At 44.7% G+C, this 16490-nt stretch carries 14 protein-coding genes and 1 pseudogene; 3 read left to right on the top strand and 12 right to left on the bottom strand.

Annotation, left to right across the window (positions count from 1 at the left end; translation table 11 throughout):
• The first annotated feature begins 49 nt into the window (after window positions 1-49).
• Together VTAP4600_RS21925 and VTAP4600_RS26445 are read left to right on the top strand one after the other, a co-directional pair.
• Window positions 50-1207, top strand: coding sequence for an AGE family epimerase/isomerase (locus VTAP4600_RS21925; RefSeq protein WP_102524865.1), 1158 nt, complete (start codon window positions 50-52; stop codon window positions 1205-1207).
• Window positions 1198-1521, top strand: a complete 324-nt coding sequence (locus VTAP4600_RS26445) for a glucose-6-phosphate isomerase family protein (protein WP_231897933.1) — start codon at window positions 1198-1200, stop codon at window positions 1519-1521. Before VTAP4600_RS21925 ends, VTAP4600_RS26445 begins: the two co-directional genes overlap by 10 nt.
• 320 nt (window positions 1522-1841) lie before the next feature.
• On the opposite strand, the gene VTAP4600_RS21915 is transcribed toward VTAP4600_RS26445, so the two are convergent.
• From VTAP4600_RS21915 to VTAP4600_RS21865, 11 genes and pseudogenes are all read right to left on the bottom strand, one after another.
• Window positions 1842-2618 (bottom strand): hypothetical protein, encoded by a 777-nt coding sequence (locus tag VTAP4600_RS21915; RefSeq protein WP_102524864.1) that lies wholly within the window; start codon window positions 2616-2618, stop codon window positions 1842-1844.
• Window positions 2619-2736: 118 nt separating this feature from the next.
• Window positions 2737-4162: pseudogene (locus VTAP4600_RS26635) on the bottom strand (alginate export family protein).
• A gap of 89 nt (window positions 4163-4251) precedes the next feature.
• Window positions 4252-5865 carry a PTS transporter subunit EIIC gene (locus VTAP4600_RS21905; RefSeq protein WP_102524863.1) on the bottom strand — a complete coding sequence of 538 codons (1614 nt, stop codon included), beginning with the start codon at window positions 5863-5865 and terminating at the stop codon, window positions 4252-4254.
• Window positions 5866-5874: 9 nt separating this feature from the next.
• Entirely contained in the window at window positions 5875-7278 is a 1404-nt protein-coding gene (locus VTAP4600_RS21900; protein WP_102524862.1) for a Sapep family Mn(2+)-dependent dipeptidase, read from the bottom strand.
• A gap of 10 nt (window positions 7279-7288) precedes the next feature.
• Window positions 7289-8065, bottom strand: coding sequence for a ribose-5-phosphate isomerase RpiA (gene rpiA, locus VTAP4600_RS21895; protein WP_102524861.1), 777 nt, complete (start codon window positions 8063-8065; stop codon window positions 7289-7291).
• Entirely contained in the window at window positions 8062-10068 is a 2007-nt protein-coding gene (gene tkt / locus VTAP4600_RS21890; protein ID WP_102524860.1) for a transketolase, read from the bottom strand. The genes rpiA and tkt overlap by 4 nt, the downstream gene beginning before the upstream one ends.
• A 10-nt stretch (window positions 10069-10078) precedes the next feature.
• The gene (gene tal, locus VTAP4600_RS21885; protein ID WP_102524859.1) at window positions 10079-11032 is read right to left on the bottom strand and encodes a transaldolase; all 954 of its coding nucleotides are present in this window, start codon (window positions 11030-11032) and stop codon (window positions 10079-10081) included.
• Window positions 11029-11772 carry an HAD family hydrolase gene (locus VTAP4600_RS21880; protein WP_102524858.1) on the bottom strand — a complete coding sequence of 248 codons (744 nt, stop codon included), beginning with the start codon at window positions 11770-11772 and terminating at the stop codon, window positions 11029-11031. Before VTAP4600_RS21880 ends, tal begins: the two co-directional genes overlap by 4 nt.
• 25 nt (window positions 11773-11797) lie before the next feature.
• Window positions 11798-12955, bottom strand: a complete 1158-nt coding sequence (locus tag VTAP4600_RS21875) for an iron-containing alcohol dehydrogenase (protein WP_102524857.1) — start codon at window positions 12953-12955, stop codon at window positions 11798-11800.
• Between the two features lie 77 nt (window positions 12956-13032).
• Complete coding sequence (locus VTAP4600_RS21870) at window positions 13033-13773, bottom strand: ribulose-phosphate 3-epimerase (protein ID WP_102524856.1); 741 nt, start codon at window positions 13771-13773, stop codon at window positions 13033-13035.
• A gap of 12 nt (window positions 13774-13785) precedes the next feature.
• Complete coding sequence (locus VTAP4600_RS21865) at window positions 13786-14625, bottom strand: HAD family hydrolase (protein WP_102524855.1); 840 nt, start codon at window positions 14623-14625, stop codon at window positions 13786-13788.
• A 213-nt stretch (window positions 14626-14838) separates the two neighbouring features.
• On the opposite strand from VTAP4600_RS21865, the gene ulaR reads away from it, so the two are divergent.
• Window positions 14839-15618: an HTH-type transcriptional regulator UlaR gene (gene ulaR, locus VTAP4600_RS21860; RefSeq protein WP_102524854.1), complete on the top strand. Its 780-nt coding sequence runs from the start codon at window positions 14839-14841 to the stop codon at window positions 15616-15618.
• A gap of 80 nt (window positions 15619-15698) precedes the next feature.
• Here the strand turns inward: ulaR and VTAP4600_RS21855 are convergent, their stop codons facing one another.
• Window positions 15699-16481 (bottom strand): substrate-binding periplasmic protein, encoded by a 783-nt coding sequence (locus VTAP4600_RS21855; protein WP_172443205.1) that lies wholly within the window; start codon window positions 16479-16481, stop codon window positions 15699-15701.
• Window positions 16482-16490: the final 9 nt, after the last annotated feature.

Here is a 16490-nt window from a genome sequence, read left to right as displayed (position 1 = left end):
TCTCTTAATTAAGGGGGCTGCGGCCCTCTTATATTTAACGGAAGACACAATGAATACCATTCATTCTCAAGCGCAACGGTGCCAAAAGTGGTTGACCCAACAGGCACTACCAACGTGGCTAAAAGCAGGCTTTTCACCTGAATCCGCACTATTTCATGAAGGGCTTTATGCCGACGGTAACCCCTATCAAGAGAGCGCACGTCGTTTTCGGGTTCAACCACGACAAATCTATGTATTCAGCCACGCCCATCTACAGGGGCTAATTAGCTCACGTAACCAAGTTGACCAGTGCATCCAAAAAGGGCTGCCCCACTTTTATAACCAGAGCGGTGAATTTGTCTTTTCACTAGACGAACAGTTAAAGCCAAACGATAGCAGCGCCAATGCCTATGAGCACGCTTTTGCTCTGCTGGGGTATGCGTGGCATTACCACCTAACGTTAGACCCTGACAGTAAGCAGGAACTCGAACGAATTTACCAATGGTTTGAATCTTCTCTGCAAGCCCCATTTACGCCAGGATTCCGCTCGTCGACAAACGAAAATCAACTTCGCTGTCAAAATCCGCACATGCATTTATTTGAAGCGCTCATGGTTTGTTATGAGTTAACCGACGACACTATTTGGCTAACACGTGCTCAATCCATATACCGCTTATTTGAAACCATTTTTCTACGCAAAAACCACTCAAATGAAGGCTATTTAGGCGAGTTTTTCACCGCTACGTGGCGTAGCCAGCACCCTCTTAGTCATCAAGTTGACCCTGGCCATCACTACGAGTGGATATGGCTTTTACACCAATACCGCAAACTTTCTGGTACCGATGTTTCAGCTCACATTACGGCACTAGAGCAATTTGCCAACCAATACGGTCATAATCCTAATGGACTGGTTAGAGATGAAGTGCTTTTCGATGGAACACCATTCCGTTCTACTTCGCGATTATGGTGCCAAACAGAATATCTAAAAGCTCAGATTGCCTTATGGGAAGACAGCCGCCTCCCTAGTTACCGAGATAACATCATTGACGCGGTAGAGCGCATTTTCGATTTCTATCTAACACCCGCTAAGTCTGGTTTATGGATAGATCAGTTGGATCAATATGGTCAAGCACTTCACCATAACTCACCGGCCAGCACTTTCTACCACCTGTTTCTCGCATTTAGTGAACTCAACCGCATTGCCAATAAGGGGATCTCATGCCAATAGCACTGTCGATACCACCGAGTATTGATTTCAATACCGGACAAATTAATACCATCAACAAACAATCTAAAGTGACCAAGCTATCCGATCTACAAGGTGTTTTTCGTGATACTGATGCTTATCAAGCTGTGGATAGTGAACAAACGGTTTACCAAGTGGAAATGTTACCCGCCCAAAGCGCGGAAGGTGAACTCAATTTTGGTGTCACTCACCTTGAAGCAGGCACCGTCGGCGATGAGTTTTATATGACCCGAGGGCACTTCCACCAGCGCATTGAACAAGCTGAATTCTATTTAGGTTGCCAAGGAGAAGGCTAGGTGAAGTTCGTGTTGAGAACGTTTTTGCAGGCAGTGTTCACCATATTGGTGGTTATTTGGCACACCGCCTCGTTAATACTGGTAAAACCCGCCTGTCTGCTATGGCGGTTTGGCCAGCCGTGGCAGGACACAACTACGACGCCCTTAAACAAAACGGTTTTAATGTCTCCGTGATCAAAGACGGAGACCATTATAGGCTAGTTGAAAAACCGTAATTCAACGGCCTTTGGCGCACCTCCCCCATGCGCACCCAAGCCAGCACGCTCCTTGCTGGCTTTTTTCATTTAGGGGTGTTCAAAAAGTCGTAAGAAGGAAAACGATTAAGGGCAGCCCATATGACTGATTTCATTTAAACCTTGCGCTGAAAACTCTTCACCATTGCTAAGTAGTTTTTTCTCTTGGATAAAAGGAGGGTTGGTACTGTAAATAAGAAACTTCTGATATTGCCCAACCAGCTTAGCCTCTTGCCACACACCAGGTGAAGCCCTATCTGTCCGGGTTAAGTGATACCAAGTATCTGCACATTCTTTGACTAGCAAAGAACCCATTTCATTTCTAACCGCTAAGTAGCCATGACCTTTAAAGGTCATGTGACTCCACCTAGTGGTCGAAATATTGCTTAGATTGCTTGTGTAGCTTGATTCTAATTGTTTAGCAATTAAAGGCTTATTTTCCGGCAAATAAGGGTTCCGTAACACCCCCGTGCTTGTAAGCACAAACACCAAACCAAACAACACAAAAGCAACCAGAAATCCCCATTTTAATTTAGTCGATTTACCTGGTTCCTCCTCTGCGGTTAACTCACTATTCTCGCTGTTACGCAGTTGGTTCCTCAACACCTGATTCTGATGTTCAAGTAAATTAACTTTTTGATGCATCGCTACGATCTTAAGCATCAGTTTTTCGTCTACACCAAATAAGCTGTCGGAACCTTTACCTTGCTCGATGCGCTCTAACGCTTTATCGATCAAATTAAGCAAAGGCTCTGGCACATGGTCTGATTGTTGGATCAGTTGATGCAGTTGCTGATGTTGTTGCTGCGCTCGTTGTACGCTGCACTTTTCTTTTACACCCAACAGTTGAAAGCTCTTAACCATAGGACCTCACAAGATAAATTCGCGGCGATACTAGCACATTGATACTTAAAACGTTAAACACAAAAAAAGCGCCTAGCTATAAGACTAGGCGCAAAATTAGGACGGGACTATTTAATTATTAGAAGTTGTAGATAAGTGCAAGTTCCACGCGAGCAATATTGCTACTGTCTTCTCCAACCACATCACGTGTGTATTGGCTATCCAATGCATAGTAGAAATTACTTTCTACTTTCACATTAGTGGTTAAGTAATTATGAAACTGCAAGTAGAACTGAGTGTATGCGTATTTTTCATCTGAGTTCGAGTCAAACAAAACGTCTTGATTCAGAGTGTAGATTGCGTCTTCAGTATTCGCTCGCCACGTCGACATAAAGCCAGCAATAACACTTTGTTTTGGCATGTATTCGATTACCGTATAAGAACCAAGCTGCATGGCGTTGCCGTATGCTCCATCATGTGCAAAGCCTAGTGGGTCACCTGTCCACAATGGGTTAAAGGTGTTGACCTTATCGCTGTCTTTGCTCGAACCAGAGGCGTAATGCATGTTCATACCTAAACGGTAATTCCAATCGGCTTTCCAGTTGTAGTTAAGATCTAAGTAACCCATGTAGGCCGAAATATCTTTCCCAGCATGATCACCAAACTGGTAAATACCGTCAGCCATGTAGCCAAAGCCTTCGCTAACGAAGTTATGAGCGTGCAAACCAAGCACTTGAATGTCAACATCACCATTTGGCGCATTAACGAAGCTCGAGTTCGTCAGTTTATTGCTCATTAAATAGCTTTGCATAGAACCAAAATCGGTTTTCCAATTTGCAAACAAACCAACCAACCGATTTATTACCGTTTACTTTGTCATCCCAATTGCCGCCCCAACCGGCATCAGTTCTGGTCGGGAACACTTCTTCACCATAGTACGCATCAAAGTTAATGCCGCTTACTTGATATTTAAAACTGGCCGCATTCCAACTAGACTGAACAGGCGTAGGCTCACGGTTCATCATTTGCCAGTCATTTAAATAAATTTCTTGTCGACCAAGGCGTGTACTTAAGAACTGCTCACCATCATCAAGAAGCTTAAATTCAGCAAATAATTGATGTACATCAGTACCGCCATCGTCAACGGGACCAGGGCTTTCCAAATTGGTATAATTAGTTCGAATTTCACCAAACACACGCATCCAGTCTTGGTAAGTAACATCAGAGCTTAGATATAAACGCGTACGGACTTCATTTTTTTTACGATCACTGCTGTCATACATGTGATTCCAACGGTTATCCAACGACGCTTTAAAGTTGCCGCCAAATGACACTTTCCAATCACCAGATTCGCCAAAATCAATGCGTTTCAGTTTTTCCGAAAAACTCTTTTCCGATTCAGTCAAACCATCGACATAAGTCCAGTCTTCATTCGCTCTGTCCCCCCAGAATACAATAGGGCTTCGTTCTGACCATTCAGGATTAGGAGGAGTTTCGTTAGCATACAACGCACCAGATACACTCAGTGCAAGCACTGACAGAGTACAACTTTTCTTAGAGATCATCGTATTTTTCCATATTTTGGGTACAGGGAACCCAGCTCCATAACGGTGTGTTATGGAGTGGGTCATCTTATTATTATTGGAAGGTAGAGCTAGGAATCGAAACCTAAGGCTTCTTTGACATTGGACGCAATGGTGATCACGTTGGCACCATAGATAACTTGAATGCCTTTGTTCATACGTACCACTCCGATGGCGTTCAAGTCTTGCTTCCAGGTTTGGTCGTTGGAAGCCAATGATTCATCATGAAGTGAAATACGTAAACGGGTTGCACAGTTCGCCACGTTTTCGATGTTGTCTGCACCACCCAGAGCCTCAATGATGCCCAGAGTTAAACCTGTTGCTGCAATACCACCTGCAGCCGCGCCTGCTTGTTTACCGTCTTTTGCTAAGAAGTCCTTCTTAGTAAACAGTTTCGTTTCTCCTTCAGTTTCATCTTCACGCCCTGGTGTTTTCGCATTCCATTTAAGAATCGCGTATTTAAAGGCAAAGAAGTAAACCACAAAGTAAATCGGTACAAGGTATAACAACGACCAAGCGTGCACTTTATGCGGCTGGAACAAGTTTGGTACCATGAACAACAATTGGTTACCCAAGATTGACACATTCGTCATCTCAGCCAAAATGTATGCAAGGCCGTTCAGTGGCACATGGATAGCAAAATATAACAACGGTTGAACAAATAGGAAGGTGTACTCGAGTGGCTCAGTAATACCTACGAACGCACAAGTAAACACAGCAGGCACTAATAACGACGCCACTTTCTTCTTATTCTCAGCTTTTGCTGTCATGTAAATAGCAAGTGCCGCTCCTGGTAAGCCACCAAATTGAATAAGAATACGACCCGTAGTGAAGTTATGAACGATGTATTCTGTCGCATCGGCTGATTTCGCCTGAGCTAACATAATATTACGGACACCTTCAATCATTTGACCGTCGACTTCCAGAACACCACCCACTCGAGTGTATTCAATCGGGAACGCAACTAAGTGGTGAAGCCCTAACGGCAATAGTGATTTATCCACCACACCAAAGAGGAACGAACCAAACACACCAGACTCTGTAATCGCATAGGTAATCGACTGCAAGCCACCTGCAATGTAAGGCCATACGTAGTAAGAAATGCCACCAACAGGGATCATGACGAAGAACAAAATAATCACAACAAAGCGCGGGCCGCCAAAGAAGCTGATTAAGTTAGGTAATTCAGTCTTGTAGTAACGGTTATGCACAGCAGCGACAATAGCACCCACAAGTAGGCCACTAAAGATGCCCATGTTGTAAGTGAAAATACCACCGACATCACCCCAAAGTGCATTGAAGTTTTGTGCGGTTTGCTTCTCCATACCCATTTGGGTAATGAGATTCTCTACTTCGATGGTTTCTTGCGTCCAACCATTGATCCCCGCGACGGTGCGGATAACAACGTTAAAGGCCATCAACATAGTGAAACCTGTAAAGGCTGCCCAGCCTTTTTCAGCTTTCGCTAAGCCAAATGCTAAACCCATAGCAAAGAAGAATGGTAGGTAATTCATTACCATAAAGCCCATATCCACGATAATCTTGAATATAGCCCAAAGGAATGTACCTTCCGGTAAAATGTAGTTTACAAAGGCGGCGCCGATGCCCACAAATAGACCTACCATAACCAGTAGGATAATTGGGATCATCATTGCCCCGGCGAATGCTTGTACCTTATCTCTCATAATTTACTCCTAAAGCGATATGAGAACGTTCACGTAAATTGTTATAGATTTTATAAGTGACTCTAAGCTGAGTTGTTCGTTCGGCTCATGCACAAAAGTCACATCTCCTGGGAAAGTAGGACCAAACGCGACACCGTGTTCAAGTGCGCGAGCATAAGATGCTGCGCCCTTACTAAAGCACTTTGCTTCAGTTCCGGTGACCGATTGATAGGCGTTTCCCATCGCTCGGATTAAGGGGTCTTCGGGTGAGAGGTAAGATAGAGGTAAGTATTGATGTTCCACAAAGCTCACTCCAAATTGGCGTGCAAATAAATGAAGCTGGGTACGAGCCTGTTCGACCGTCAATCCTTTAGGAAACCGAAAATCAAAATCCAAATTGTACTGATGCTGATCCATATTGAGTGAAGACACACAGCAAGTCGTGCTGCCCATCTCGTCATCAACATGATAAAGACCCAGTTTCTTTGCATCCCATGAGTTCGTAAACAATGTATCTAACAAACTTACAACCTCATAGGTACGGCGATCTAGGTGATCCACATCTCGCAGCACGTGAACAAGCTGATCAATACAGTTGTTCACTCGATGCGGGTTGCGGGATTTCTCCCACGGCGTCTCAAACAAGACGCGATTGCACTCCTTTGACTGATAAATACTCGCAACATGGGTCATTTCATTGGCCAGTTGCGCTCCTTTTTTGCCCGTTAATTCCACTTCCAAATTGTGACAGGTAGAACTGCGGTCACGCTCACTGGAAATGCCAATCACAAGGCTCGGATCTTGGTTATCGATCTCGGATGGGAAATCCTTAATAAATGAACCATAAATGATCCCTTTTTCGCCGTTGACGATTGGGAAGTCGCCATCGGGAGAAAAACCGTATTTCGGTTGTGGGTTGTGTTTGAAATAATGTTCAACACACTCCCACGTTGTTTCTTCTGCGCCACCAACAATCAAGCGAACACGCTTGTTTACAGGTAACTTAAGTTCTTTGATCATCTTCAAGATGTAAAAGCTGGCGACAAGCGGCCCTTTGTTATCAGTAACACCGCGACCAAATAACAAGTCACCTTCTTGCGTCAATTGATAAGGCGGCGTTCGCCATTTGGATACATCACCTTCGGAGACCACATCAATATGATGCAGTAGAGCAATTTCTTCTTCGCCGTCACCATAAGTAATATCCAGTGCGTATCCTTGATGGTCTCGAACTGTAAAGCCCTCACGTTTTGCGATAGCGATCAGCGCATCAAACGCCTGTCTTATTGCTGCGCCAAACGGGGCATTTTCCGTACGAGTCGATTCATCGCGAACCGAAGGTATTGCAACCAATTTAGCAAGGTCGGATAACAGTGCTGCTTGGTTGTATTCAAGATACCCTGCGACCTGATTTGTTACGTTGCAATCCTTCATGTTTATCGCCTTATTGACTTTGCTCTGACAGAGCTATTGATAGATTTGTAATCAAGTTCTCATTTCGTGAAAATAGGTTCACACCACGCTGCTCTGAAAACAGCATTAAATCGGCTTTTCTGTTTGCAAAGATGCCATTTTCAACCACACCAGGAATCGAATTTAGCTCAACTTCGAGCTGCTCTGGTTCAGTCATATCAAACCCAGTAACATCAAGAATAATGTTGCCGTTATCGGTCACACAGCCTGCTCGTAATGTCACGGCACCACCCATTTGGCTAAAAGCGAGAGTGGCCGCAAGTTGCGCACTAGGCAATACCTCGATAGGTAGTGGGAATTGCCCTAATCCTTGTACCTTACGGCCACTATCAGCAATGGTGATAAAGGTTTTGGCCAGTGTCGCTAGCACTTTTTCGCGAGCAAGTGCTGCGCCGCCGCCTTTAATGGTTGTTCCATTTTTAAGCCCTTCATCAATACCATCGATGTAAAAGTCAACTTGGCTGCATTCCTTCATTTCTATCAATGGTAAGTTGTGTTTTTCTATCGCCTTGGTCGAACGATTGGAGCTAGACACACAAGCGGAAAATTTTGCTCCGCTACTCGCAAGCAGCTCAACAAAAACTTCGACTGTTGCCCCGGTCCCAATACCGATAATTGAATCCGATTTTAGGTTGGCCAACACATGAGTTAACGCAACTTTAGCGGCTTTGGTTCTCAAGCAATCATCCGTCGTTAAATAGTTATCGCCGACATCTTCATTTGAAAAATAATGCGCCGTCAGGGTCATACACTCACCTCAAGTAAAGTGTTTGCACGGTCGACAATGTTATCTACGGTAAACCCAAACATTTCAAATAACTGCTCTGCAGGCGCCGACTCACCAAAGCTTGTCATACCAACGATATCGCCGTTTAAACCAACATATTTAAACCAGAAATCACTGATGCCCGCTTCAACCGCAATCCGAGCCGTCACATTTGAAGGCAATACTAAATCGCGATAAGCTTTATCTTGTGCATCAAATAAGTCAGTTGATGGCATTGACACCACTCGAACTCGCTTGCCTAGAGCTGATAGCTTTGCACTAGCGCTCATAGCAAGTGCCACTTCAGAACCTGTTGCGATGAAGATAAGCTCTGGTTCACCATCACAATCAGAAAGGACATAACCACCCTTAGCTATATTTGCCAACGTCTCGGGGCTACGCTCAAATTGCTCTAGATTCTGACGAGAGAAAATAAGTGAGGTTGGGCCATCAGTTCGCTCTATCGCAGACTTCCAAGCCACTGCTGTTTCTACTTGGTCACACGGGCGCCACGTACTCATGTTCGGCGTTAAGCGTAATGACGCAATTTGTTCAACAGGTTGGTGTGTTGGCCCATCCTCACCTAGCCCAATCGAGTCATGGGTATAGACGAAAATACTGCGCTGCTTCATCAATGCGGCCATTCGAAGTGCATTGCGTGCGTATTCCATGAACATTAGGAACGTGCCGCCGTAAGGGATAAAGCCACCATGAAGCGCGATACCATTCATCATGGCCGACATCGCAAATTCGCGAACGCCGTAGCTTAAGTAATTTCCTGATGCATCATCAGCGCTGATGGTTTTTGAGCCGGACCAGTTCGTCAAATTTGATGGCGTTAAGTCCGCTGAACCGCCTAAGAATTCTGGCAAAATTGAACCGAATGCTTCTAAGGTGTTTTGCGATGCTTTACGTGTCGCAATAGTTTGCGGGTTGGCCTGCAATTTATTAATAACCGCTTCACTCACCGCCTGCCAGTTCTCAGGCAAGGTTCCTTTTTCTCGACGCTCAAATTCGGCTGCTAATTCAGGGTAGGCTTTTTGATAAGCATCGAAACGGGCTTGCCACTGTGCTTCATGCTGCTTACCTTGCTCTTTTCTGTCCCACGCTTTGGCTATATCCGTCGGTATCTCAAATGCGGGTGCATTCCAATCAAGTGACTTTCTAACCAGCGCCACTTCTTCTTCGCCTAATGGTGAACCATGGCAATCATGACTAGCGGCTTTATTTGGTGAACCAAAGCCAATAACGGTTTTGCAGCAAATAAGCGTCGGTTTATTGGTTTCTTTCTTTGCAGCGGTAATCGCAGCATGAATGGCATCAGCATCATGACCATCCACCTCCGAGATAACATGCCAGCCGTAAGCTTCAAAGCGTTTAGGCGTATCGTCAGAGAACCAACCTTCAACGTCTCCATCAATCGAAATGCCATTGTCATCCCAAAAAGCAACCAGCTTACCTAAACCTAACGTTCCAGCAAGCGAACATGCTTCATGCGAAATGCCTTCCATCATGCAACCATCACCCATGAAAACATAAGTATGGTGGTCGACAATATCGTGGCTTGGGCGGTTAAATTGTTCAGCAAGTACTTTCTCGGCCAGCGCCATACCAACTCCGTTAGTAATGCCTTGCCCTAGTGGACCTGTCGTCGTTTCGATACCCGGCGCATAACCGTATTCTGGATGGCCTGCCGTTTTACTATGCAGTTGACGGAACGACTTAATATCGTCCATTGACAGTTCGTAACCCGTCAAATGAAGCAAGCTGTAAATCAGCATTGACCCGTGACCATTGGATAGAATGAAGCGGTCTCGGTCAGGCCAATTTGGATTGGTTGGGTTATGCTTTAAAAAATCGCGCCAAAGCACTTCTGCAATGTCAGCCATACCCATAGGGGCTCCCGGGTGACCAGAGCCTGCTTTTTGCACCGCATCCATACTTAACACACGAACGGCATCAGCCAGTTTTGAACGTAAAATCATGGTCATGCTCCTACAAACGTGCCGCTAACATGGATTCAAGCTTGCCTTGGTCAACCGCAAAATTACGAATGCCTTCAGACAATTTCTCGGTGGCCATTGGGTCTTGATTCATTTCCCAACGGAACGCGGCTTCAAGCATTGCTTCAGGTGCAGGCTTTACTGTGTCTCTATGTGCTTCAAGCGCTGCGGTCACATCACCTTCTGAACTTGCTAACTCATCTAACAAGGCAATGCCAATGGTTAAACGATCACAACCAGCAAGAGCCAATACTTCATCGGTATTACGGAAACTTGCGCCCATCACCACAGTTTTGTAACCATGATCTTTGTAGTAATCGTAAATTTCACTCACTGAAACCACGCCCGGGTCTTCAAATGGTGCGTACTCTTGCTTGTCCGTATTACTGCGGAACCAATCCAATATACGACCAACGAACGGGGAAATTAGAAATACGCCCGCTTCAGCACACGCTTTTGCTTGTGCGAAATTAAACAACAACGTCAAGTTACAGTTAATGCCTTCTTGCTCTAATACTTTTGCCGCTTGAATGCCTTCCCACGTAGAGGCCAGCTTAATCAGGATTCGGTCGTTTTCGATACCAGCGTGGTTATACATCGCGATTAATTTACGTGCTTTGCTCAAGCTTGATTCTTTATCAAAAGACAAACGAGCATCGACTTCGGTCGAAATTTTGCCCGGAACGGTTTTTAGTATTTCAAGGCCAATGTTGACCGCAAGCTTATCTGCCGCATCAATGACTTGTTGGTCTCGTTGCGTACTTTGCTGTTTAGCCCATGTAATAGCATCTTGAATTAGGTGATCGTATTGCGGCATTTCCGCCGCTTTGAGTACCAAAGATGGGTTTGTGGTTGCATCCTGAGGTTGGAATGCATCAATCGCCTCAATATCGCCTGTATCAGCTACAACGGTCGTAAACTGCTTCAGTTGTTCTAATTTGTTCATGATGACTTCTCTGATAAGTGATGAATTAAAGGGATAAGGGGCATGTCGGTCATTGAGCTAAGGACGACATCAGCTTCGGATAAATCTAAATGCCGCGTTAATGTGTTTGAAACGGCGACTGTCCGTATCCCTGCCGCTCGAGCTGCCGTTACTCCGGGAGGTGAGTCCTCAAAGGCGATAGCTTGACTGGCAGAAACACCGAGTAAACTTAGAGCTTGTAAGTAAACATCTGGCTGGGGTTTACGTCTTTCTTTAGCGATGTCTTCTGCGCCAACAAAGTGGTCAAAAAAATGAGTTAATTGAAGACGTTCTAATATTGGTAAGTAATGTGATTGTTCTGAACTGGTGGCTAACGCAATGTTAAAGCCTAACTTACGAGCCTGTTGCAGGTAATCCAATACACCTTCGCGCTCAGTAATGGTTTCAATCCGCTGGTAAGCAATACGAAGTACCTGCTCAACAATTTCTTCATTACTGATTGATAACCCTGAAGCCTGACGGTAGAGGTTATAGAGGTCGGTTGCTGGCGCTGAGCACCCTACTAGGCCAGCAACCTGGAGTTGCGATACCGAGACTTGATACGATGACAACAAAGCTTCCCAGGCTTCGTACATACAAGTTTCAGTGTCGACAAGGAGACCATCGAAATCAAAAATGACCGCTTTAGTGTTTGCTTGTAATGAATCCTCTCTTTCCATTTCATTACAGCCGTTACTCAATTGATTCATTGATTTTTCCATGGTCGTGCCTCCTGTTTTATTCGATTTAAACTAAGCTCGCGTGAAGCACTTTCTTCATCTCTTCAGCGCTGGTTAACGGTAAATCGAAACAAAATGCGGGTTCTAAATCGAGTACGTCTTGCTCGGTAATGCCAACTTGCGTCAGATTACTTTCTAAGCCGATTTCCGATAAGAATTGAACAAGGTGTCCGGCTAATGCTTGTGCTTTCTCTTCAGCACTTCCCACGGCACCAAACAGTTCGGCAACTTGTGCAAATCGCTCTGGTTGTTTACGCCATTGAATCTGTACATAAGCTGGATAAACAATGGCCAAAGTCAGGCCGTGTGGTAACGATGTATTTTTACCACCAAGGATTTCACCCAATGGATGCGGTGCCCCCGCGCCACCATTGGCCAATGAAATACCACCTAAAGTGTCGGCCACGGCTAGTTGGCATCTTCCATCCAAATCCAGTCCGTTTTTCACTACATTAGGTAGGTTATCCACTACCAATTTCATCGCTTGCAACGCAAGGTTGTCGACAAAAGGAGATGGCATAGCGCCCGTAAATGATTCAAATGCATGCGAAAATGCATCAAACCCTGTCATGGCTGTCATTCGTGCAGGCAAGGTGAGCATCAGCTCGGGATCTATCACGGCTTCAAGCGGGTAAAACTCTGGATGAAATAGGGTTAGTTTTGCGTGTTGTGCTTGGTCTGTAATGACGGCAGCATGCGTAACTTGAGAACCGGTTCCAGATGTTGTTGGCACGGCGATTAGAGGCAAAACTTCAGCAGGAAGCGCTTCTATTTCACCAAACGGCTTGTCGTAACTGTTAAACCAATGCGGCCAATCAATACGTTCCGTTTTTGTTGTCGCAGAAATAATTTTTGCAGTATCAATGGATGAGCCTCCACCAATCGCTAAAACCACATCACATTGACCGTCTATCGCTGCTTGCCTCCCCAGTTCAACCACTTCGGTTGGTGGGTTAGGTACTACACCATCAAAATGTACGACGTCGACTCCACTTTGTTCGAGCAAAGCAAAAATACGTTGATAAGCAGGTTCTACAGCTGCAAACACAGGCTCAGACACAACCAAACAGCGTTGACCATATCGAGCAACAAGTTGGCCGATTTGTTCAATTTTCCCAGCACCAAATGTCAGCTGAGTCGGTTGATAATGATTAAATGATGTCATACCTATTTCCTTTAATATTGGCGCCTTACTGCGAGCATTAGGGGGGAGCAGCTCAGCGCCAAAAGTGATGATTGAAGTTATGCCGTTTCAGCTTCAACTTTCGCTTTTGTCGCTGTTTCCGCTTTGTTTTCTAGCTGGTCGATAGCCGCTCTGAAATCACGTACACCGGCAGTAATGCCATCTTCGTGGCCGAAGATATTGGTTGACGCAACCATTACATCGATGTCTTCGTTTAGAAGCAGTTCGATATTGTGATTACGAATGCCGCCGTCTACACACAGTTCACAGTTAGGGTTACGTTCGTTAATCAACTGACGCGCTTCACGGATCATCGCGATAGCAGATTCACGCCATAGCCATTCATCGTCGTCATCGTTGATGCCGTGAATAACAATATGTAGTCGATCCAAGTAGTAAATAGATTCTTTTACAAACGACACTGGCGTTAGAGCGCCCACTGTTAGACCAAACTTCATGTTCATGTCTTTACAGTATTTAATGATGTAACAAAGTGGTGCGCCAATGAAATGCTCCGCAGGCAAGATAAGCATGTCTGCACCAGCCGCTGCGATTTTTTCAATGAAAAGACGGTCGCAATCTTTAAAGTAAGCGTGTACTTCAATTGGTTTTTCAGTGTACGGACGAATGCCTTCAACGATCTGGTGACCACCCATTAGCTGTAAATTTTTCAAGTCATGCATATCGGCTGCATCACAGTGAATGTAGTCAGCACCCGCATCGGAAACTTCTTTAACGACGTCTGCAATATGACCGTAATCAACGTGTGCAAGACCTGCGGCGATTTTTACTTTTTTCATGATTTTTCCTTATTAGCTATACGAGTGATTGTGAAAACGCTGACCTTCTTGAATAATCAAGCGAAGGTACTGACCGATACCACAACCGTTATTATCAGTAATAATGACATTGGCGATGCCCTTAAGACGTGGGCTGGCATTCGCCATAGCAACGGGTTCTCCAACGCTATTAAGCATGGATGAATCGTTGTCCCCGTCGCCAAAAGCCACCGTGAAATGAGAAGAGATATCACAACGCTTTAACCAAGTTTGAAGTGCTCGGCCTTTACTGGCGGTTTTCGCAGTGATATCCAATTTGTTGGGTGTTGATAAGTCAGCTTGAAACTGTGTCGACAAGGTATTTCTAAGTTCGGCTAGTAATGCGTTGTCTTGATTTGGTACTAATATTTTGAACACCGCTCCGGCCGCACTAACCAATGAATCTAGGTCAGAGATAAGCTGAACATTCAAATCCACAGCTAATTCGCAACCTTGCGTCAAGATACCCGCAATATGCTGCGATTCACGCTGAGCGAAAATTCCGTTTTCAGCGTAAAGAGTGAAGTCAAATTGCCCATCGTTAAGCAGTTGAAGCAATTTAACGAGTTTCATTTTGCTAATCGCCAATGCATCAATTTTCAAATTGGTTGTCACATCAAATAAGTAAGCACCGTTGCAACAAACTAGAGGCTCTTGAATGTTTAAACTCTTTGCGTAAGGCAACATCATCTGATGTGGCCTTCCACTCGCGAGCGTTACTTTATAGCCCTCTTTAATGGCTAGTTTTACAGCAGCTTGATTCACTTCATTTATCTGATTTTGGTCATTTAGTAATGTTCCATCTAAATCCAACACAACGGCTTGATACTTCATATTGACTCCTAGTGAACTCTCTCGGCGCAAAACAACCATAACCGACCATAATCGGTCACGTAAAGTCATTTTGATCTTTTTATGGTCACAAACGTGTCATTAGTCACAATTTATGCGTCAAAAGAGGTCAATTATAGCCATTGTCAATCTTGAATTGCTTTTTCGGTCAAAAGGGGTCAAAATAAATCAAGAAAAGTTCAGGAGAGAATAAAAATGAATGAATCTCAACGTCATAGACGGTTATTGGAACATTTAGTCAGTCACCGATTTATCTCAACCAATGACTACGTCAGCATGCTGGATATATCTCTATCTACTGCAAGACGAGATATTACGAAACTTGGAAGAGAAGGAAGGCTGATAAAGATCAGAAATGGGGCCGAAGCCATCGATGCAGACTCGGAGCAAATAAGGCAAACACCGGTCAGCTTTATTCCTAGCGAAAAAGATATAGAAGGGTACGATCGTAAAGAAGCTATCGCAGAAGCTGCAGCAATGATGTGTGATGAGCATGACAGCGTCGTGATCAGTGGTAGTAACACAACATTCTTAATGGCTGATCACCTAGCAGGACGTGATGTGCAAGTGGTTACGAATTTTATGCCGCTGGCATGCCAACTGATCCAGCAAGATCACCAAAATATCATCATATTAGGTGGGCAGTATTTACCAGAGCGACAAATCACCATATCGCCCGACCCTGAAGCCAGCGACGATACTAAAAGCCGCTTTATTTTCTTTACTGGCGCAGGTGTTTCTAAATCTGGAGTTCATACTTCAGATCTATTGGTCTACATGGCAGAAAAAAAACTGTTGGAATATGGCGACAGATTAGTCGCGCTAGTAGACAGCAGTAAAATAGGAAAACATAGCGGAAAAGTACTCGCAGCCGCAAATCAGCTAGATACTCTCATCACCGATAACCTCGCTGATGAAACGGTACTTGAATCTCTTAGAGAGGCGGGTGTCAACGTTGTTATTGTTGACGTATAAGCGATGCTTTGAGCAGGTAAAATTTATGTATGGCAGGCCAATAGCACTTGGTTCTGCCGCATCTTGATATTGGCAAGCTTTTAGCTACCTTCGGGCAAGTAGTGTGCAAAAATATCTTGAAAGTCGCTTCGGCCTGTATCTACTTTAATTCTCATCACATCTTCAATCGCTTTTTGCAATTCATCTACGGTACTTTGCTCCGTACCTCGGTTGAGCGCAAAGTACATATCCAGCTCCATCAGAACATATACGGGTTCAAAGTCTCGGCTATCAAGCCCGGATTGCTCCATAACCCACAGAGCCGCATTTTCCTCATAGGCCCATAAATCGATACGACCAAGATCGAGCATTTTTGCGAGCGATGTTGTTGTCGATGTATGCTCTATTGTCTCGGCATCGACTCCACTTTGTTCAACCAACTTCTGTGCCACGTCGTCTCTGATTGTGCCAATTTTATAGTTGAGCAATTGACTTGGTTCGCTAATATTGATGCCTCTGTTCTTTTTCGCCAGCAACACCACACGAGTTTGGCCAATGGGTCCAACCCATTTAAACAACTTCTCTCTACTGGGAATGTGCGCCATGGAAAACAGCATCGTGTTGGGTTCTACTTGAACTCGTCGATATGAGCGCGCCCACGGATGTACTTTAATATCATCGGCTTCAATAGGCTTACCAACTCGTTTAGTGGCTTCAAGTAGCAGATCGACGGTGATGCCCCTTAGCTCTCCGTTTTCAGTAAAGTTATAAGGAGGAAACTCTTCGGTGTAAATGGTTAGATCATTAAATGATAAAACGGAAAAACTGATTAAGACTGCAGTACCTAGGAGACCATCTCTAACCCACTTAAAACACGACCTCATATTAATCCC

Origin of the sequence: Vibrio tapetis subsp. tapetis (genome assembly GCF_900233005.1) — a bacterium.
Taxonomy (GTDB): Bacteria; Pseudomonadota; Gammaproteobacteria; order Enterobacterales; family Vibrionaceae; genus Vibrio; species Vibrio tapetis.
The sequence above is the reverse complement of the archived record's forward strand: the minus strand, read 5'-3'. Positions and strand labels throughout refer to the sequence as shown.